Annotated in this window: 15 protein-coding genes and 2 pseudogenes (1 of these 17 only partly in view); 16 read left to right on the forward strand and 1 reads right to left on the reverse strand. The window is 46.4% G+C overall.

Features of this window, described 5'->3' with window-relative positions:
* Positions 1–115 precede the first annotated feature (115 nt).
* On the forward strand, positions 116–1,264 hold the full coding sequence (locus EYO21_06865) for a class C beta-lactamase-related serine hydrolase (protein HIB03525.1): 1,149 nt from the start codon (positions 116–118) through the stop codon (positions 1,262–1,264).
* A 44-nt stretch (positions 1,265–1,308) separates the two neighbouring features.
* Here EYO21_06865 and EYO21_06870 read toward each other — a convergent pair whose 3' ends face one another.
* Positions 1,309–2,280 carry a hypothetical protein gene (locus tag EYO21_06870; GenBank protein HIB03526.1) on the reverse strand — a complete coding sequence of 324 codons (972 nt, stop codon included), beginning with the start codon at positions 2,278–2,280 and terminating at the stop codon, positions 1,309–1,311.
* 114 nt (positions 2,281–2,394) lie between these two features.
* Between EYO21_06870 and EYO21_06875 the strand changes: the two genes are divergently transcribed.
* From EYO21_06875 to EYO21_06945, 15 genes and pseudogenes are all read left to right on the forward strand, one after another.
* On the forward strand, positions 2,395–4,953 hold the full coding sequence (locus EYO21_06875; GenBank protein ID HIB03527.1) for a hypothetical protein: 2,559 nt from the start codon (positions 2,395–2,397) through the stop codon (positions 4,951–4,953).
* A gap of 85 nt (positions 4,954–5,038) precedes the next feature.
* Positions 5,039–5,581 carry a TlpA family protein disulfide reductase gene (locus tag EYO21_06880; protein ID HIB03528.1) on the forward strand — a complete coding sequence of 181 codons (543 nt, stop codon included), beginning with the start codon at positions 5,039–5,041 and terminating at the stop codon, positions 5,579–5,581.
* A 195-nt stretch (positions 5,582–5,776) separates the two neighbouring features.
* Positions 5,777–7,168, forward strand: a complete 1,392-nt coding sequence (locus EYO21_06885) for a DegQ family serine endoprotease (GenBank protein ID HIB03529.1) — start codon at positions 5,777–5,779, stop codon at positions 7,166–7,168.
* Positions 7,169–7,331: 163 nt separating this feature from the next.
* Positions 7,332–7,547 (forward strand): DUF2905 domain-containing protein, encoded by a 216-nt coding sequence (locus EYO21_06890; GenBank protein ID HIB03530.1) that lies wholly within the window; start codon positions 7,332–7,334, stop codon positions 7,545–7,547.
* Between the two features lie 3 nt (positions 7,548–7,550).
* Positions 7,551–7,982 (forward strand): annotated as a pseudogene (locus tag EYO21_06895) (isoleucine--tRNA ligase).
* A 2,927-nt stretch (positions 7,983–10,909) separates the two neighbouring features.
* A complete protein-coding gene (locus tag EYO21_06900) occupies positions 10,910–11,296 on the forward strand; it encodes a TraR/DksA family transcriptional regulator (protein ID HIB03531.1) in 387 nt (128 codons plus the stop codon).
* The gene (gene lspA / locus EYO21_06905) at positions 11,253–11,777 is read left to right on the forward strand and encodes a signal peptidase II (protein HIB03532.1); all 525 of its coding nucleotides are present in this window, start codon (positions 11,253–11,255) and stop codon (positions 11,775–11,777) included. Before EYO21_06900 ends, lspA begins: the two co-directional genes overlap by 44 nt.
* Positions 11,764–12,726 carry an RluA family pseudouridine synthase gene (locus tag EYO21_06910; GenBank protein ID HIB03533.1) on the forward strand — a complete coding sequence of 321 codons (963 nt, stop codon included), beginning with the start codon at positions 11,764–11,766 and terminating at the stop codon, positions 12,724–12,726. Before lspA ends, EYO21_06910 begins: the two co-directional genes overlap by 14 nt.
* Before the next feature lie 33 nt (positions 12,727–12,759).
* A complete protein-coding gene (gene xerC, locus EYO21_06915; GenBank protein ID HIB03534.1) occupies positions 12,760–13,725 on the forward strand; it encodes a tyrosine recombinase XerC in 966 nt (321 codons plus the stop codon).
* Positions 13,726–13,742: 17 nt separating this feature from the next.
* On the forward strand, positions 13,743–15,341 hold the full coding sequence (pckA, locus tag EYO21_06920; protein HIB03535.1) for a phosphoenolpyruvate carboxykinase (ATP): 1,599 nt from the start codon (positions 13,743–13,745) through the stop codon (positions 15,339–15,341).
* A gap of 42 nt (positions 15,342–15,383) precedes the next feature.
* Positions 15,384–15,572: a hypothetical protein gene (locus tag EYO21_06925; GenBank protein ID HIB03536.1), complete on the forward strand. Its 189-nt coding sequence runs from the start codon at positions 15,384–15,386 to the stop codon at positions 15,570–15,572.
* A gap of 137 nt (positions 15,573–15,709) precedes the next feature.
* Positions 15,710–16,609 carry a nucleotidyl transferase gene (locus EYO21_06930; GenBank protein ID HIB03537.1) on the forward strand — a complete coding sequence of 300 codons (900 nt, stop codon included), beginning with the start codon at positions 15,710–15,712 and terminating at the stop codon, positions 16,607–16,609.
* 96 nt (positions 16,610–16,705) lie between these two features.
* Positions 16,706–17,863, forward strand: coding sequence for a methionine adenosyltransferase (locus tag EYO21_06935; GenBank protein HIB03538.1), 1,158 nt, complete (start codon positions 16,706–16,708; stop codon positions 17,861–17,863).
* A gap of 7 nt (positions 17,864–17,870) precedes the next feature.
* Positions 17,871–19,127, forward strand: a complete 1,257-nt coding sequence (locus EYO21_06940; GenBank protein ID HIB03539.1) for an adenosylhomocysteinase — start codon at positions 17,871–17,873, stop codon at positions 19,125–19,127.
* A gap of 19 nt (positions 19,128–19,146) precedes the next feature.
* Positions 19,147–20,460 (forward strand): annotated as a pseudogene (locus EYO21_06945) (hypothetical protein); it runs 108 nt beyond the window's last position.

Consider the following 20,460-nt stretch of genomic DNA (forward strand, 5'->3'; position numbering starts at 1 on the left):
TATAATCCTGTTTTTGGAATGTTTATGGACGTTACTGTTGGTACTGCTGAAGAACTGAAACTGGATCTCTCTATATAATTTTTTTCCTAAAATTCTTTTGAACCGATCTTTTTCTTTGCCCATACGAGACTCTTTAATCATTCTTTTTTTCTGTTTTTCCTGTGAAAAGGATTCAACCAATTGGCCTACAGCTGGATGGTCGAAATCAACACCAGCGGCCCAAGGCCTTGATGAGGCAAAACTTTCTTCCCTTGACAAGGAGTTTGCTACAGGAAAACACGGTTATTTGGACGGAATGCTGGTCATTAGAAATGGTTACATTGTTTATTCAAAAAAATATGTTCAGGATTATGAAACTCCGTTCAAAGGCACCAATACAGCACCTGGTCAGTATAACTATTATGATCCTGATTGGCATCCTTACTATAAAGGAACTGAGCTTCATTCTATGCAATCTATCAGTAAGAGTGTTACCTCCGCGATCGTAGGAATCGCTATCGCAAGGGGAATTATTCCAGATGTAAATGTGAAGATGAGCGGTTACCTAGTTGAGTTTTCAACTTCCGATTCAAATCTCCAAAGACAAAATATGACTCTTGAAGATGTTCTCACCATGAGGACAGGTATCAAATGGGATGAATCGACAGTCTCTTATACAGATCCGGCCAACAGTTGTGCCGGCATGGAGCAGAGTCGGGATTGGGTACAGTTTGTTATGAATCAACCCATGGCTGCCGAGCCTGGTGATGTCTTTGTTTACAACAGCGGTGCTACCATGCTGCTGTCTCATATGATTCGTAAAACGACAGGACTAGAGGTAGATGAGTACGGTCAAAAATATCTTTTCGAACCTTTAGGTATTAAGGAATACTACTGGAAAAGAACTCCCAGAGGTCTTACTGACACAGAAGGGGGTCTCTATCTGAAACCTGAAGACTTGGCAAAGATTGGTTACCTTTTTCTCAAGGACGGTATTTGGGAAGGGCGCCGCATACTTCCGGAAGGTTGGGTCAAAGAATCAGTTACACCAAGGGTTAAGTTGGCATCTAGCAAGACACGCTACGGTTATAAGTGGTGGCTATTACCCTATAAAGAGGGAAAGTATGCCATCACAGGTCTCGGCTACGGAGGTCAGAGACTTATAATTATACCTGACAAAGAATTAATTGCAGTTTTTACAGGATGGAATATCTACGACACACCTTCTCTAAACGCTAACTATGCTCTCAACCGCTTACTCAAGGCTTTTGGCCCAGAGTCATAGCCGTTTTAGCATGAGTCTCAGAACAGTTTATAAATAGGCTCCGGCTACTTGCCGGTTGCATTAAACAATAGATTATCAGCCATAAATTGTCTTGAGAATTCAAAAGCAGCATCTCGTGCTTTGGGATTCCCTCCGAAAGTCGGTCCACGGTTGGCGCAAAATGCGAGGGCGATCTTTTGTCGAAGGGGTGTTATCATAGGTATATCGAAAAAATTCATGAGTACAGCACCGTCGGCCCGCATACGGAACCGGCAATCGGTCAGTATGTAACCATTATCCATCACTTCCGGCGGCTTTAGTCGGTCAAAAGAGTGGTGGGCATTGGGATAGACAGTGATGTTCGCATTAAAACCGGCGGCCTGCATTTCAGCGACCAGATCCTCACATGACGTTGCAGGAACCCAATTGTCCAATTCACCAATAAGGATATGGATTGGAACATCACTGAATTCAACAAATTCAAGATTGAGAATACAAGGAGGATAAATGGGTAAATGAGCCTTAAAGCTAAGGTGGGAAGTAATTGCATCTTTCAAAGGTTGCCAAGCGCTGAAAAGTGCCACAGAGCCGCCAAGACTCCACCCTGTAATGGCTATACGATCTGGATCAATGCGGGGATCGTTTGCCAGAACAGCCAATGCCTTATAAGCATCCAGAATCATCATGGCTGATGTTACTTCAACTTGTGTACCCACCGTAGATGTGATGTCACGACTGGCAAAACTTTTCAACTCAAAGGTTGCTATCCCCATATCACGGTACATTTGTAAATATTCAAGATGATGGTCAAACCATGCCAAACTGCCTGCCACACCTAAAACTAGGGGCAAATTTTTCCGTTCAGCATTTTCAGGAAACCTTAAAATTCCGAAAACTTTCTGAGACTCCTGATTTTCCAGATCTGTTATCACATGGTAAAATGAGAACGGGTTTGCACTATTGAACTCAATGCGATCACCGTTTTGTTGGGCAACAGATGAGGTTATGAGAAAGGTTACTATTAATGAGAATCTCACTCTGACAGAATTCTACACAAATTTCTTTATGAAACAAAGCTTAAGGCTAACCCAGTTCAATTTGATCTATCGGTCATTTTAGGTAAACTGCGACTCAGTTTAAGGAGTGTGAGTATGTTGAAAAAATCTATTCTGTTTTTAGTCGTTGCGCTCTCAGTTTGGTCCTGTGCTGTAGATACTAAGAGTGGATCAATTCCTCATCCCTCTGAATATTTTGGGCGTGAGATTGGCGATCCCGGCGTTCTGATTCCCCATTCGAAAATACTTGAGTACTACCGTTTCATGGAGGAACGGTCTGACAGAGTGAAAGTTGTGGAGATAGGTGAGACCACAGAAGGTCGGCCGTTCTATTATGCCATTGTCACCTCACCGGAGAATCATGCGCGCCTTGATAATTTGATTGATATGAACAGCAATCTCTACGATCCCCGTGGTGTGTCTGATGGCGAGATCCAGCAAATTGTACGAGAAGGGAAGACATTCATGGTTGCTAACCATCAGATTCACTCCACTGAAGTGGGCGCTTCTCAAGGAGCACTTCTTATGGCTCATCGTATGGCCACGGGTGATGATCACGAAGTATCACGTATCCTGGACAATGTTGTTCTAATCCATGTGCCCGTTCATAACCCAGATGGTCAGGAACGCGTTTATGAATGGCTCGATAAATGGCGGGGTACCGAACACGAAAATAGCCGTCCTCCTTTCCTGTATCAAAAATATGTTGGTCATGATAACAACCGTGACTGGTATATGTTTACACAGGTTGAAACACAACTTTCCATCGAGATTCAGAACAAGTTTCACCCTCAATTCACCCTTGACCAACACCAGATGGGATCCAGGGGTGCCCGAATCTTTGTACCGCCTTTTGAGGATCCTTGGGAACCAGGTATTGATCCTGCCCTCATTGCATCCAACAATATGATTGGGACTTACATGGGCCAATACCTTACCTCTCGAGGATTAAAGGGTGTTGAATGGAAAAATCGTTACGATGCTTGGACGCCAGCTCGTGCTTATTATCATTACCATGGTGGTGTACGTATTTTGACGGAAGTGGCGGGCGCCAATTTTGCTGATGAACTTGATATCCCTTTTGATAGTCTGGGTTCCGATTATCAACGTTTACGTTGGAATTTTCCCATGCCTTGGGAGGGGGGCACGTGGACTTTTAAGGAGATAGTAAACTATCACTACACCTCTTCTATGGCTGCACTTCTGGCGGGTGCTGATCTTCGGGAACAGCTTCTTGCAGGTATGGCTGCCTCTCAAAAGCGGTCTGTTGAGCCTGGTGAAGATTCTCCATTTGCTTTTATAGTTCCTGATAATCAAACGGACCCGCCGACTGCCACAAAACTACTCCAAGTCCTGGAGATGGCTGATGTTGAGATTGAAAAAGCCCAAACATCTTTTTCAGTTGCCGGCAATAAGTATGGTGAAGGGTCACACGTTATCAGGTTCGCTCAGCCGGCTGGTCGATTCGCAAAAACCGTTCTCGAGCGGCAGGATTACCCGAAGATTTTCATGTATGAAGGAGGCCCTTTAGATCCGCCCTATGATGTGACGGCACATACATTGCCTCTTCTTATGAATGTGGATGTCGATTTTGTCTATGAACCTTTTTCAGCCAACCTAACCAAAGTAGATGAGATTCAATTTCCCAAAGGTTCTGTGACGGGCGGCAGAAATACCGTGGCATGGCTTTTGGATCCCCGGGTTAATCACAGTTATTCGGCGGCTGTTGAGCTGGCCAAGCATGGACTGACCCGAGTGATGGACCGGTTTACTGTCGGGGGTACCGTCTGGCCCGCTGGAACATTTGTTCTCCAAAGGCGCTCTTCAGATGAAATGACAGGTGAAATGGCAGGCCTTGTGAAAGATGTTGCTTCACGATTTCATATTGATATCACAGGTGTGGATAATCTTCCTAATGTTTCCTTAAAGCCTGTAATTGCGCCGAAAGTTGCTATTTATCAGAGTTATTCACCAAGCATGCCTGAAGGGTGGTTCAGGTGGGTGCTCGATGAACACAAAATCCCGTACGACATCCTTCATTATGACGATATCAATGATGCTCGGCTAACCAACTATTCTATCCTCTTTTTACCTCCGGGAGGCGGATCCCCAAAGATGATGGTTGAAGGTCAGACGAATGTGGAAAACTCAACACCACCAGCTTATGCTGATGGGATTGGTGAAGAAGGTGTTGATGCTCTTGATAAGTTTGTCCAAGGCGGCGGGACTTTGTATACCTGGTCAGGCGCTTGGCGCTTTCTACAACAATATATGAATGTTGATGTAAAGGCTGTAAATGACGGTTTAGACAGGACAGAGTTCAATATTCCCGGTTCACTTTTGAGAGTAAATGTAGACACCAGTCATCCACTCGGTTTTGGCCTTACCGATGAGACGGCCATCTTTTTCCGGCGGGACAGTGCCTGGCCCGCCAACATGGGTGATGCAAATGTGATTGCCAGTTATCCTGCTGATGATCTACTGTTGTCGGGGTGGATTCAGGGTGAGGACGTACTGGTTAATCAGGCTGCCATGGTTGAGATTCCCCGCGGTAAGGGGAGAATGGTTATGACGGGGTTTTATCCAGAATACAGAGGCCAAGCCCACCAAACCTACAAGATGATGTTCAACGCCATTTTCTATGCCGGTGATTAATGATTATAGAGGGAAAGGGATAAATGAGCCATGTTTGAACTCTCTGCTGTGTTCCGTAAACTTGTAGCAAATAATAGCTGAAAAAATGGATGTAAAGAAAATAATTGCTGTCGCTGTGATCGTCATGGGAGTGCTCGTTGCCGGTATAATTTTCAGCGGCAGTGAGAGGAATGCATCTCCAGCTATGGCTGAAGCTGCATCAGTTGCAGAAGTTTCCTCCTTTAACCAAGCACCCGATTTTACACTAAGTGATATGGATGGTAATGAAGTTTCTCTATCTGATTTCAAAGGGAATATAGTCATCATCAACTTTTGGGCTACTTGGTGCGGCCCGTGTCGATTCGAAATTCCTGATCTTATTGATCTACAAGAAAAATATAATGGGGATCTTGTTATTCTTGGTGTCTCTCTCGATTATGACGGCCCATCGGTTGTGCCGCAATTTGCTGAAAGGTTGGGAATCAGTTATCCGATTCTTTACGGAAATGGACAGATTGCTCAGCGCTACGGCGGTGTCACCGGTATCCCCACAACTTTTGTTATCGACAGGGATATGAATGTCTACAAGCGATACGTAGGCTACCGACCCCAAACTGTCTTCGAAAAAGATATCCAGGATCTGATCTAACTTTTTTACTGATGGAAAAGCCGGAGCCCCTTTCGGCTTTCACTTCTTTGAGAATAATCTCCCTTTGGGTTATACTTTGTTCATAGAGATTCAAAAGAGATAGAGTATAATGAAACATTACGAAAAGTGATTTATGAAACTTTTTTTTCGTAGAATCATTGAAGCGGTAAAACAATTCAATTGAAAGGAACTGACATGAAAAAGACAGTATCTGTTTTATTTATGACTTTGGTTTTTGCGGTAAACCTGTCCGCCCAATCGGCCAAGGATTTCAGTGACACATTTGCTGATGTAGTGAAGAAGGTCAATTCGGCTGTTGTCACAATTACCAGTGAAAGAGTGGTGACAGTCCAATGGCGTCACCCTTTCGAAGAATTCTTCGGTGATGATTATTTCAGGAACAATTCTCCACAAAGAGAACGTCGGAGTCGAGCCCTCGGTTCAGGTGTTATCGTGGATGCCAAGGAAGGGTACATCCTGACGAACAACCACGTTGTGGAAGATGCAGATGAGATTGCTATTTTTCTCATTGATGAGCGTGAGTTCAAAGCAGAGGTGGTGGGGACTGATCCCAAAAGCGACCTTGCTGTGCTCAAGATTGATGCTGGAAACCTCACGTCCATTCGGCTCGGCGATTCTGACAAGCTGGATGTGGGTGAGTGGGTACTGGCCATCGGAAGCCCATTCTCCACCAACCTTAGTCACACGGTTACAGCGGGAATCGTTAGTGCGAAAGGGAGAAGTAGCGTGATCGGCAGCGTGGACTATCAAGATTTTATTCAGACGGATGCGGCTATCAACCCAGGTAACAGTGGCGGTGCTCTCGTGAATCTGGAAGGTGAGCTGGTGGGTATCAACACCGCCATCGCCACCGGGGGCCTCATGCGAAGCAACGTAGGTGTTGGCTTTGCCATCCCCACCAACTTGGCGAAGACGATTATGAATGATTTGATTGTTGAAGGACGGGTTATCCGGTCATGGCTTGGTGTTTTCATTCAGGATGTGAATGACGGCATTGCTAAAGCACTGGACCTTCCCGACCGAAAGGGTGCTGTTGTCACTGAGGTGGTGGAGGGAAGTCCGGCAGACAAGGCTGGCTTTAAGGTGGAGGATGTGGTGGTTGCTTTTGGCGGCAAAAAGGTTCGTGACTCCTCCCATCTCAAGAACCTCGTTTCTTCAACTCGTCCTGAGACAAAGCAAGATGTAGGAATTATCCGTCGGGGGCGCAGCCGCACACTTAAGGTTGACCTCGTTGAACTTCCCCAGGAAGATGTGATCTTAGCATCGAATCGTACTCCATCTTTCTCTCTTGGAATGCGCGTTGAAGATTTGGACGCTTCCATGGCCCGCCGTTTTCGGCTGGAAGACAGTGAGTCCGGTGTGGTTGTGGTGGAAGTGTCGCCTTCCAGTGCTGCTGCTGAGGCCGGGGTTCAGCCTGGCGATATCATTAAACGTATCGGTGATACGGAAATCGACTCGGCAAGGGAGTTCAGAACTGCCATATCAAGAGTGAATGATGAAGATTCGATTTTGTTGCTCATTAGACGGCGGGGTGGCTCCATATTCCTGCCTATCGAGTTGAACTAATTAATTCAGACATTTATTGGATTTAAGGGGCTCTCTATTGAGCCCTTTATTGTATCCATTTCTCCTCGGTTAGATAACTCCACACATCCTTTGAATCGTTTTGATTTGGTGGCTCTTCAAAGCTAACTTAGCGAGCTATGGAAGAACCAATTTCTCGACAGTAATGGGTAAAATATTACTCATATTGAGTATTGTCTTTTTCGTCATGTGGCTACTTACATCATTTGGTCCAAACTTGCCCTTACTGGGTAAGCTTGGCCACCTACCCGGTGACCTTCATTTCAACCGGGGCAACTTCACATTCTATTTGCCTATCGGGTCATCCATTCTTCTCAGTATCTTTTTGACATTGGTGCTGAGACTTTTTTCGAGGATTTGAACCATGCTTGAAAAAGTTGATCCCAAAGTCGATTTCGTAGCGCTGGAGCATGAAATCCTCGATTTCTGGAAAGTGAATGATATTTTTCGAAAAAGGGCGTCTGCGAACAGTGGTAATGAAAAGTGGTCATTTATTGATGGTCCTATCACAGCTAACAACCCTATGGGTGTGCATCACGCCTGGGGTCGTACTTATAAGGATCTCTTTCTCCGTTACAAGGCGATGAAAGGTTTCGATCTTCGCTACCAGAATGGTTTTGACTGTCAGGGCCTATGGGTAGAAGTGGAAGTTGAAAAGGAAATGGGTTTTAAAAGTAAGAAAGATATTGAAGAGTACGGAATCAACGCTTTTGTGAATAAATGTAAAGAGAGAGTCCTCCGGTATTCAGCTGTTCAGACACAACAATCCATCCGTCTTGGCTACTGGATGGATTGGAATGATCTGGACCAGTTAGAAATGCTTGCGGACAGCATTATCGAAGATCCGTTAAAAGAGATCACTGTTGACGGTCCGGGGGGTCCCGTAACTGACACGGTTGAAAACATTGTTGGGCAGCTTGGCATGCCAGAACTCGGCGGCAGTTACTACACTTTCTCCAATGAGAACAATTATATGATCTGGCAAGCCATTAAGACATGTCATGATAACGGCTGGCTTTACCGTGGTGCTGACAGTATGCCGTGGTGTCCCAGATGTGCTACAGGGATCAGTCAACACGAGATTGTAACAGACGGCTATGAAGAGATTACCCACCGAAGCGTCTATGTGAAGTATCCTCTCAAGGGAAGAGAGGGGGAGTCTATTCTCATCTGGACCACCACGCCATGGACTCTAACCAGTAATGTGGCTGTTGCTGTTGGGCCGGAGCTGGATTATGTGAAGGTGAAGATGACTGAGAGTGGTGATGTTTTCTACCTCGCCAAAGGGGCCACTGAGTTTCTTGAGGGAGACTACTCTATCCTTGAAGAATTGAAAGGGAAAGATATGGTAGGGTGGGCCTATGATGGCCCCTTTGATGAACTTGAGGCTCAACAGGCTCCGGGCGGGTGGACGGAACTCAAAGACATCATTGAGGATATCCCTCAAAGTTCAAAAGAAGCCCATCAGGTCATCCCATGGGATGAGGTGACGGGAGATGAGGGTACCGGTATTGTTCATATCGCTCCTGGTGCCGGTGCTGAAGACTTTCGTCTAGGTAAAGAATTCAGACTTCCTGTCATTGCGCCCTTGGATGATGAGGGAAGAATTGTGGATGGGTTTGACTGGCTTACAGGTACAGTCGTTCATGAGGTGACGCAGCCCATCTTTGACAATCTAAAGGAGAAGGGTCTACTCTATAAGATTGAGAATTACAAACACCGGTACCCGATATGCTGGCGGTGTAAGACTGAGTTAGTTTTTCGATTGGTGGATGAATGGTTTATCAGTATGGATGAATTGAGACCGCTGCTTATGGATATCACAAAGCAGATCCAATGGATTCCCAGCTTCGGTATGGATCGAGAACTGGACTGGCTGAAAAATATGCAAGATTGGATGATCTCAAAAAAGCGGTATTGGGGGCTTGCTTTGCCCATCTGGGAATGTGACAAGTGCGATCACTGGACTGTTATAGGTGATGATCTTGAGTTAAAAGAACGTGCTGTTTCCGGTTACGATGAATTCGAGAGTCACACTCCTCATCGGCCGTGGGTCGATGCTGTTAAGGTCGGTTGTGAAAAATGCGGAGGCGAAATGACCCGGGTTCCTGATGTGGGCAATCCCTGGCTTGACGCCGGAATCGTCAGTTTCAGCACCCTTAGCTATCGGCAAGATCCAGACTACTGGAATGAATGGTATCCTGCTGACTGGATCAGCGAGAGCTTTCCTGGTCAGTTCAGAAATTGGTTTTACAGTATGCTTATAATGGGCGCCATCATTGACAAAAGCCCATCTTTCAAGAGTAATTTTGGCTATGCCACACTGTTGGCTGAAGACGGAAAGGAAATGCACAAAAGCTGGGGCAATTCCATTGAATTCAATGAAGCTGCTGATAAGATGGGTGTGGATGTAATGCGATGGATGTTTTCGGTTCAAAACCCTGAACAAAACCTACTTTTCGGCTATGGCGCCGCCAAAGAGATTCGCCGTCGCCTCATTACTCTGTGGAACGTTTATTCCTTTTTTGTCACTTATGCACGCCTTGACGAATTTGATCCTGCCACTAAAGTGAAAAGAGAGGATTTTACTCAGCTGGATCTTTGGATCTTTTCAAAGATGGATCAGTTGGTCCTGCTTGCGGTGGACTCTTATGACAACTTTCGTGTTGACAAATTTATGAAGCGCTTGGATCGCTTTATGGAAGACCTCTCCAACTGGTACGTTAGGCGCAACCGCCGCCGCTATTGGAAGAGCGAGAACGACAGCGACAAGAATGCAGCCTATTACACACTCTATGCAGTGTTAAAGAAGCTGATTTTGACTCTTGCACCTGTGGTGCCGTTTATCACCGAAAGAATCTATCAGAACCTCGTCCGGGGGTTGGAGCCGGATGCCCCTGAAAGTATTCATTTGAATGGTTTCCCCGAGGTGAATCCCGAGGATGTGGATGAAAAACTGATCCACCAAATGGATGGTGTGGTGAAAGTGGTTGAAATGGGCCGTCACGCTAGGAACCGGGCATCCCTGAAAATCCGCCAGCCGCTGGAAAAACTTCAGTTCGCTACAGATGACAAAAAAGTGGCTAATGCCGTCATGGCGAATCAGGATCAGATCATTGAGGAGTTGAATGTCAAGACTGTGGAGCAGGTTGGATCATACTCTGATCTGGTGAAACGTGAGTTGGCCCCGAACTTTGCTACGCTGGGTGAGAAGTATGGTGACGGGGTGACTGATGTCATAAATTTGTTGAAATTTTTATCTTATGATGATTTTGAAAAAGAAATCAGAAATTCCGGTACTATAATACGTTCGAAGAATGAGCAGGATTATGAGTTGACGAGAGAGGATGTGATAGTCAAAGATGAATCACTTGAAGGGAAATCATCGGTGACTGATGGTGACCTAACTGTGGCGGTGACCACGGATTTGACTGATGAACTGATCCAGGAAGGTTATGTGAGAGATATGGTCAGGCATGTTCAGAACATGCGTAAGGAAGCTGACTTCAATGTGGAGGATAGAATCAAGGTTAACTGCAATGCAGAAAATGGCGTGGGTGAGGCCATAAAAAAGTTTGAGAGCTATTTCCGTAATGAAGTTCTCGCTGTGGATCTGAATTTTGGAGAAGTTGAAGGGGAATTGACAAAAGAGATATCTGTAGGCGGTGAAAAGATTGTCTTCGGTATCTCTCGGGTAAAAGAATAAATATTTGGAGAAAAACAATGGCAACAAAGAAACTGACAAACAAGCAATTGACGGGATATGAGAAGATTATTCTCAAAATGCGTAAAAAAGCTATAGATGACATGGATGCCATCAAGGAGACGTCCATCAATGACAGCGGGAACCTCGACAGCACGGCACGGGATTCCAACTACGCCTATCACATGGCGGACGTTGGCACTGACTCCCAGGAACGGGAGAAATCATTCCTGTGGTACACGCGGGAGAACAATTTCATCCGCTATCTGGATGAGGCCATGGGTCGTATCAAGGATGGAACTTTTGGTCTTTGCAAGGAGTGTGGTGAACTGATCCCTCATGCTCGATTGAAGGAAGTTCCCCATACGACACAGTGCGTCAATTGCAAAAACGAGAATCAATCATAATCGATTGAACCCAGTCGTCTACTCCATCATTGCGGTGGCGGTGGATCAGATCACTAAAGCGATCACCCGCGCCACGATGGACCTTCACGAATCTGTCTCCATCTTTGGGGATTTTTTTCGCCTGACATACGTGGAGAATTCGGGCATAGCATTCGGGATAAATTTTCAGGGCGGTACGATTGTTTTTACAATCCTGGCATCGGCGGCCACTGTGTGGGTGGCGTGGTATCTATGGAAATCTCAGGAGGCGGGTTTCATTCACCGCCTCGGCTTGTCCCTGATCCTGGGAGGTGCTGTGGGAAATCTCATAGACAGATTTCTTTTCGGCCGGGTGGTGGATTTCTTTCATTTCAGCATTGGGCAGTATTCTTGGCCGGTTTTCAATGTGGCTGATTCATGTGTAACAGTGGGAATGGTACTATTCCTTTACACCGCATACGCCAGTGAAGAGGAAAATAGAAAAATCGATGAAAGCACTTAGCATTATTGCTGAAGTTTCCGATATCCGTCTGGACAAATATCTCGCCGAGGAAATTGAACTGATATCTCGTTCCAAGATAAAAGAGTCCATTGTCTCCAAAGATGTGTTGGTGAACGGTGAGGCTGTAAAACCGAGCTTTAAACTTGCCGGTGGAGAGACTATTCGGGTTGAAATCTCTGATCCTCAGCCCATGGAACTGGAGTCTCAACCGATCCTGCTGGACATTATCCATGAGGATGACGACATTGTAGTTTTGAACAAGCAGGTTGGACTGGTGGTACATCCCGGTGCGGGGAATAGGACAGGGACGCTTGTGAACGGACTGATCCACCACTTTGATCAGTTGTCATCCGTTTCGGGCAGCCTAAGGCCCGGTATCGTTCACCGCCTTGACAAAGACACTTCCGGTGTCATAGTGGTGGCAAAGAATGACGCCGCCCACGGTAACATCGCTCTGCAGTTCTCTGAGCGAACAGTGGAAAAGACATATCTTGCTCTCGTTTGGGGTATACCGGAAGAAACGGAAGGGAAGATTGATCTCCCAATCATCCGGCACCCTAAGATGCGTACTCTTTTCACCACCGGTGAAGTTGGCCGGCCGGCCCTGACGGAATTTCGGCTGCTGGAGCCGTTCGAGTATCTATCGCTTCTGGAACTGACCCCACGGACAGGCAGGACCCATCAGCTCCGCGTCCATTTATCAGAGATGGGTCATCCCATATTTGGTGATGCCAGTTATGGTGGAGGTGAAAGTCGGGCGAGAGGTTTTCTGCCTGAAGTGACGAAAGAACTTTCCCGTCTGGCCAAAATTCTGAACCGGCAGGCGCTTCACGCAATGAGCCTGGTCTTCGACCATCCATCAATCGGGGAAAGAGTGACTTTTGTTGCACCCATGGCAGACGATATTGCTGCAGTGATACATGAATTGGAGCCAGAAAGCATTGTTTGAAGTTTTTTCAAAAATCAAAAAGCCGTTGACCGTATGCTTAAAATCGACAAAAGGAAAATTGGGAGGTTGTTAAAAATCCGAAGGAGGAAGACTCCTGACCAATTCCAAGATAAAGTTAAACTCTTCTTGCGGTATCTACAAAAGGAGCGGGGCTATTCATTGCACACCATCAAAGCGTATAAAACAGATTTGAGTCAGTTCAACCAATTTCTACTCGAGTATACTGGTAACGATCTCGTTGAACTGTCTTCTGTTGATAGAAAAACAGTACAGCATTTTGTTGGTTCTCTGAGTGAAAAAGGTTTGTCATCTAAATCGACAGGTAGAAAGCTCGCAAGCGTAAAGTCGTTTTTCAGGTATCTACTTAAACACGCCCATGTCGAATCAAACCCGGCTTCAACTGTCAAGGCGCCGAAGCAGCATGCCTCGCTACCGAAGTTTCTGCAGAAAGAGGTGTTAGAGCAAATCCTTTCACATTCTGATAAAGATGACTGGCAGTTGAGACGGGACAAAACAATCCTTGAACTGTTCTACAGTACCGGCATCCGTCTCGGTGAACTGGTGGCTATTGATGTGGGTGATATCCAAATTGATCAGAAAACAGTGAAAGTTTTTGGGAAAGGGGGCAAAGAGCGGATTGTTCCGTTTGGTGGCAAAGCTGCCGAAGCTCTGGGTTCTTATCTTAAAGAGAGAAATATTTATGTTCATAAGAATCTGGATGATAATCCCTTATTTATCTCAAAACAGGGCCTCAGGATTCCCCGGAGGACCGTACAATCGAGATTGAAAAAGTTGTTTGATTCTTTGGCGGCCGGGAGTGGGTTTACGCCTCACCTCATGCGGCACACATTTGCCACCCATCTGCTGGACAATGGAGCTGACATTCGGTCTGTCAAAGAACTGCTCGGCCACGCCAGCCTCTCTTCCACGCAGATTTACACTCATCTCGAGGCAGAGAAGATGAAGAAAATCTTTGAGCAGGCACACCCTCATGCATAGTGGTTAAAGAGTTGAATATGGATCTTGAATATCTGGGACTGAAATCTATAGGTGAGATAAAACGAAATCTCTCCTCAAGAGAATTGGTTGAAATGGCCGTTCAGCGGGGCGAGGGACAGCTTGGAATGAAGGGCGCTCTAATGGTGGACACGGGGAAATACACCGGTCGGTCGCCCAACGACCGTTTCATAGTGGATGAACCAAGCACACGGGACCAAATCTGGTGGGGCGATGTAAACAGACCCGTTTCGACAGAAGTTTTTGACCATCTTTATGAACAAGTGACCGACTACTACAACTCCAATGAGGATGGTCTCGGGGTCTTTGTTTTTGACGGTTTTTCCGGTGCTGATGAGAATACTTCCATGCCGGTTCGGTTCTTGGCTAAGAAAGCGTGGCAGGCCATCTTCGTCAGCAATATGTTTATTCGACCAGTCGATGGTCAGCTGACAGATTTTTCACCCCGGTTTACCATCATCAACGCCTCAGTCGTTGTGGATGAAGACTGGAGGGCTCACGGTCTCAATTCGGAGACATTCATTCTGTTTCATCTAGGACGAGGCATTGCCATAATCGGTGGCACCGAGTACGGTGGAGAGATGAAAAAAGGGATCTTTTCCATCATGAATTTTCGGCTGCCGATGGAGGGGATTCTTACCATGCACTGTGCCGCCAATGTGGATATGGACGGTGGTAATTCAGCCCTCTTTTTCGGTCTCTCCGGTACAGGAAAAACAACGCTATCTACCGATCCTAACCGTCTGCTCATCGGTGACGATGAGCACGGCTGGTCAGATAACGGCATCTTTAACCTGGAGGGAGGCTGTTATGCTAAGGCCATCAACCTAAGCAAGGAGACAGAGCCGGGCATCTGGAATGCCATAGGCCACGGCGCCCTTCTGGAGAATGTTGTCTATGAAAAGACGTCGCTTCAGGTCGATTTTTCCGATGGGAGTAAAACAGAAAACACCCGTATTTGCTATCCCTTGGACCATATTGAATCTTCTGTTTATGCTACCGGAAAACCGAGCAGAGCAGGCCATCCAGAGAACATTATTTTTCTCTCTTGTGATGCCTACGGTGTGTTACCACCAGTGGCCCGTCTTAATCCTGAACAGGCCATGTATCATTTCATCAGCGGTTACACCGCCAAGGTGGCCGGTACGGAAAGAGGCGTCACTGAACCTCAGGCCACATTCTCTCCCTGCTTTGGCGGACCGTTTTTAACGTTGCATCCTTTGAAGTATGCAAAACTGCTCAAGGAAAAGATGGAAGAGCATAAAACGAGCATCTTTCTGGTTAACACAGGGTGGAGTGGTGGCACCGCTTCATCAGGCACTTCCAGGATGCCGTTGGGGGAGACGCGGAAAATGATCACAGCAATCCTTTCAGGATCCATTCAGAACAGTTCTTTCAAGAATGAACCTATCTTCGGACTTGAGGTTCCAATTGAAATTTTGGGTGTTAATTCGAAAATCCTGATGCCGAGAAACGCCTGGACTGATGGTGGAGAGTACGACCATGTAGCATCCGAGCTGGTAGCAAAGTTCAAAGAGAATTTCGATAAATACAGGAATGATGAAGCATCTTTCGGTGTTGAGGGACCGGTCCTGTAATGTTTTCGGTTTTTTCAAAAAGCAATTTTAGACGGAGGAGACATGGATATTGAACTGATTGCACCCCACATTGATTTGACAGATGACCAGAAATCTTATCTGGAAAAGCGGCTCAATAAAGTAGATCGCCTTATTCAGCGGCCTATTTATTGCCGGGTCACCCTTGACAAGGGGAAAATGATTTTGTTACCGAAATCAACCTTTCTGTTCCGGGGGACACCATCTTCGTAAAGGCACTTTCGAATGATCAAACAAAGTCCATTGTTGATGCAGTGGATAAGCTTGTCAGTCGTGTGGTGAAGTTTAAAGAGACCAGATTCTCAAAAATTTGAACTGACGATCTTTTCTAACAGTACCTCTAACTATTCATGAAAGTAATCATACCAGTTGCGGGGCATGGTACGCGCCTCCGCCCTCACACTTACAAACGGCAAAAATGTCTTCTCCCAGTAGCGGGGAAGCCTGTGATTGATCACATCCTTGAACCACTCATTGAACAGGGATTTGATGAGATTGTTCTTGTTACGGGATACCTTGAGGAGCAGCTTAAGGCCCACGTCTCCGAATTTGATGCTCAATTTACCTTCGCGTTTCAGCAGGAGCCGCTTGGTCTGGGGCACGCCGTCTTTCAAGGTCTGGAGGAGAGTGACGAACCAGCCCTGATTCAGCTGGGAGACGTCATCTACGATCTCGACTTTCAACAGTTTTGCAGACCGGATAGCCATAGAATTGCGGTGAATGAGGTGCCGAATCCTGAACGTTTCGGGATCGTAGAGGTGGAAGGAGATCGGATTGTAAACGTTCTTGAAAAACCGGAGAATCCGCCCTCTAATCTGGCCATTATCGGTCTCTACTTTCTATCGAGTCAACGCCCTTTGTGGAACGTTGTGAAACATCTCATGGATAACGAGATCACCACGGGAGGAGAGATCCAGCTTGCGGACGCTCTACAGTTGATGGTGGAAAATGGTGAAACGGTTACGACGGAGTATATTTCCGAATGGCACGACTGCGGTGTGCCGGAAACGTTTTTGGAAGCGAACCGGGCACTCTTGAAACCGTCTAACAAGACCATTGAAGGGAGCACTCTTGTTGAACCTGTGCATATTGGTGAAAACTGTGAAATTGTGAATTCCACCGTTGGGCCTAATGTGACGGTCATGGATAGCGCAAGAATTATCGACTCCCACGTTTCGGAGAGCATTGTTTTGTGGAACGCCGTCATCAAAGACAAAATTCTGGAAAATCAGTTGGTTGAAGAGGGTTGAGTTCTATGGACAATTGTGTTGTTTTCCCTTGAGAAAGTGGAGTAAGTTCGTTTCTTTAATCCGAGGTAGTCAAATTAATTTGATGGAGAGAAGTGGGTGAAAAATAGGATATTTACGTCTGAGTCTGTGACAGAAGGCCATCCCGATAAGGTCTGCGACCAGATTTCCGACGCAATTCTTGATGAGATTATTAGACAGGATGCCAACGCCCGTGTGGCGTGTGAAACGCTGACTACAACCGGACTTGTTCTTGTATCCGGTGAAGTGACCACCGACTGCTATGCCGATATTCAAAAAGTTGTGAGGAGAACACTGGGAGATATTGGTTACACTGACCCGGAGTACGGCCTCGACTATGAGGATTGTTCTGTGCTTACTTCCATTCACGAGCAAAGCCCGGATATTGCTCAGGGTGTCGATTCATCGGAAGACAAGGAGCAGGGAGCAGGCGATCAAGGCCTGATGTTCGGCTACGCCTGTGAGGAGACAGATGTTCTTATGCCGCTGCCTATTACACTGGCCCACCGTCTGGCGAAAAGATTGGCTCAATTGAGAAAGAACGGCACGCTTCCGTGGTCCCGTCCAGATGGAAAAACACAAGTCTCCATCCGATATGCCGATGGTAAGCCTATTGGACTGGAAAAAGTTGTGGTGGCCATTCAGCATGATCCCGATGTGGACAATAGTGAGATTCACGCTTCCATCAAGAGTGAAGTTATTGAACCGATCTGCAAGGACTGGCTTAATGATGATACGCAGTATTTCATAAATAGTACCGGTGCTTTTGTGAAGGGTGGCCCGGAAGCGGATACGGGACTCACCGGTCGGAAGATTATTGTGGATACTTACGGTGGTTATGGCCGTCACGGCGGTGGTGCTTTTTCCGGGAAAGACCCTTCCAAGGTGGACCGGTCAGCATCTTATATGGCCCGTTATATGGCAAAAAATATAGTAGCAGCTGGACTTACATCAATTTGTGAAGTACAGTTGGCCTATTCTATCGGAGAAGCGGAGCCTGTATCCATCTGTGTGGACACCTTTGGAACTGGTACACTGGAGGACGAAAAGATTGAATCTATCATCAGTGAGCATTTTCCTGTGAAACCGAAAGAGATCATTGATACCCTGGATCTAAAGAAACCGATTTATCAACAGACGGCAGCTTATGGTCACTTTGGTAGAGAAGAGGACGGTTTTACCTGGGAAAAACTGGATAAAGTTGAGCAGTTGAAACAGTATTTAAACGGGAGATGATAAAGAAATGCCAGACCATGATGTGAAGGACTTGGGTCTTGCGCCGGCTGGTAAGAAAAGAGTCTTGTGGGCAGACCGGAACATGCCGGTTCTCGCTTCAATCCGAGAGCGTTTTGAAAAAGAGAAACCACTGGAGGGTACCAGGCTCTCCGCCTGTCTACACGTGACGGCTGAAACGGCGAACCTCATGAGAACACTCAATGCCGGCGGTGCTGATACCCTACTTTGCGCCTCCAATCCACTTTCTACGCAGGATGATGTGGCCGCCTCCCTGGTGCAAGATTTTGATGTAAAAACTTATTCCGTCAACGGTGAGGATAATGACACTTACTACGCCCACATCAAAGTGGCGATTGAGCATAGGCCACAGATCACCTTTGATGATGGTGCTGATCTTGTGAGCATGCTTCATTCTGACTATTCTGACCAGATCCCTGAAGTAAAATGCAGTATGGAGGAAACTACAACGGGTGTGATTAGACTGGAAGCCATGAAGAATGCAGGTGCGCTGAAGATTCCTGTGGTATCTGTAAATGACGCTGACTCCAAACATCTTTTCGATAACCGTTATGGCACAGGTCAATCCACTGTGGACGGTATCATTCGTGCCACGGATATTTTGCTGGCGGGGAAGGCCTTTGTAGTGGGTGGTTACGGAATGTGCGGACGGGGTCTCGCAAACCGTGCCAGAGGTATGGGTGCCCATGTGTTAGTGACTGAAGTAGACCCTCTTCGCGCACTGGAAGCTGCCATGGACGGTTTTGATGTCATGTCTATGAATGAAGCATCTGTAACCGGTGATGTATTCTGTACTGTAACTGGTAATACAGCTGTTATTGAAAGAAAACATTTTGAAAAAATGAAGGATGGTGCTGTAGTAGCCAACTCCGGCCATTTCAATGTTGAGATCGACATAGATTCTCTCAAAGAGATATCTGAATCTGTAAATGAAGGTGTCCGAGATTATGTTGATGAGTACATTCTCAAGAATGGTAATAGAATTTATCTTCTTGGAAAAGGGAGGCTTATTAACCTTGTAGCAGCGGAAGGGCACCCCGCTTCGGTCATGGATATGAGTTTTTCTGTGCAGGCCCTTATGGCCGAGTATACTGTGAAGAATGACCTCGGAGTTTCAGTTCACAAGGTGCCCAGGGAAATAGATGAGCTGGTGGCAGCGCTCAAGCTTGAAGCAATGGGCATTGAGATCGATACTCTCACCGATAAACAGAAACATTATTTGGAGTCTTGGGAGGAGGGAACCTAGGCTCTCCCCCAATTTTTTCATGAAACGATCCTTACCGATCGTCCCCCTTTTCCTCTCCGCGCTTATTTTAAGCTGCGACTTCCAGAATCCAGCTGACTTTGAGGTTCCCAAGTGGATCATCAATCTCACAATTCCGCTGTTGGATGCTGATTATGCCTTGGCCGAAATAGCAAATGATTCTACTATTCATTCAGATTCCCTTGATAATTCTCTTTCCATAAAATTTGACGGTGAGCTGCCCCGTGACTCCGTGACAGGTGACTTTCTTAAAGTGCCACTCAATATAGACATGACTATCGCTGATAGCATTGCCGCGCCGACGCTTGAAGGATCATTCTCACCCATCTCATTGCCTATTTCGATACCGATACCTATGGGCCAATATGTACTGAATGGCAAGTATGCGAATCTGGCCGATCCGGGCAATTTGATTGTGATTCCTTCTACAAGTGAACAGAAGATTATCGGTTCCGATTGGAATTCCGCGGCCAGTCTAGTTGAAACACTGGCCGGGTCTGTGGATACTACTTTTACGGTTATTGATATCGGCAATATTTTCGATCAGATTCCTTTTATCGAGAAAGTACTCGGCGCTGTGGTCGGTGGGTCGGATGGCGACAATACATTCCAGTCAACTGTAATAAATACAGATGTTCCCGTTTCCATGGCATCCACATGGTCCACTATTCTCACCGGTAGCGATACGGTTGCATCACACGATACAACCAATCTCCAGGCGGGGGGTACGTTTCCCAAAACCACTTCCATGGTTGGTAAGCTCCTTGGCAGCGAATTGAGGCTCAAGTACGGCTTCAAGCTTACAAGAGTAGCCGATACAGATACTGTTACCATTCCTGCCAACGCGGATGTGTCCATGTCCATTTCAATCACGATGAAAGTGACGGATGTTGATAAGGCCCGGGTTATTGTTAAGGAATACTCGCTGGCCCCGGAGATGCCTTCTTTTTCTTTTTCCACTTCACAAGAATCATCGGATGACTGCCAAGTGAGAGGAGTTTATGGAGGTCAGTTTGAGACGAACATATCGGGGTCGAACATGATTGCCGTCAAGAATGTCTCCAATTCTTTCCCGTTCGACATCGATTTCGGTCTCAACTTCCGCAATTTTATAACTGCTGCTAGCGATACGGTGAAGTTCGCTAAAATACTAACGAAAAGCGGCTCACCATACAGCGATGAAGCTGATCTTGGCGGCGGCCAATTCATGAATCCTGAAGATCCGAACACGGCTGTTGAAGAAATGGCGGTGGACATCACAGCAATGACAGTCGCCGACACCGTTGATGTTTCTCTCTCCGGGGACAGCGAAACT

The sequence above is a fragment of the Candidatus Neomarinimicrobiota bacterium genome, from assembly GCA_012964825.1.
Taxonomy (GTDB): Bacteria; Fidelibacterota; Marinisomatia; order Marinisomatales; family S15-B10; genus UBA2125.

What these genes read in the sequence shown, in the direction of transcription:
- EYO21_06875 (HIB03527.1), top strand. Translation starts at nt 2,395, where the DNA reads ATGTTGAAAAAATCTATTCTGTTTTTAGTCGTTGCGCTCTCAGTTTGG.
- EYO21_06880 (HIB03528.1), top strand. Translation starts at nt 5,039, where the DNA reads ATGGATGTAAAGAAAATAATTGCTGTCGCTGTGATCGTCATGGGAGTG.
- EYO21_06885 (HIB03529.1), top strand. Translation starts at nt 5,777, where the DNA reads ATGAAAAAGACAGTATCTGTTTTATTTATGACTTTGGTTTTTGCGGTA.
- EYO21_06890 (HIB03530.1), top strand. Translation starts at nt 7,332, where the DNA reads ATGGGTAAAATATTACTCATATTGAGTATTGTCTTTTTCGTCATGTGG.
- EYO21_06900 (HIB03531.1), top strand. Translation starts at nt 10,910, where the DNA reads ATGGCAACAAAGAAACTGACAAACAAGCAATTGACGGGATATGAGAAG.
- EYO21_06910 (HIB03533.1), top strand. Translation starts at nt 11,764, where the DNA reads ATGAAAGCACTTAGCATTATTGCTGAAGTTTCCGATATCCGTCTGGAC.
- xerC (HIB03534.1), top strand. Translation starts at nt 12,760, where the DNA reads ATGCTTAAAATCGACAAAAGGAAAATTGGGAGGTTGTTAAAAATCCGA.
- pckA (HIB03535.1), top strand. Translation starts at nt 13,743, where the DNA reads ATGGATCTTGAATATCTGGGACTGAAATCTATAGGTGAGATAAAACGA.
- EYO21_06925 (HIB03536.1), top strand. Translation starts at nt 15,384, where the DNA reads ATGGATATTGAACTGATTGCACCCCACATTGATTTGACAGATGACCAG.
- EYO21_06930 (HIB03537.1), top strand. Translation starts at nt 15,710, where the DNA reads ATGAAAGTAATCATACCAGTTGCGGGGCATGGTACGCGCCTCCGCCCT.
- EYO21_06940 (HIB03539.1), top strand. Translation starts at nt 17,871, where the DNA reads ATGCCAGACCATGATGTGAAGGACTTGGGTCTTGCGCCGGCTGGTAAG.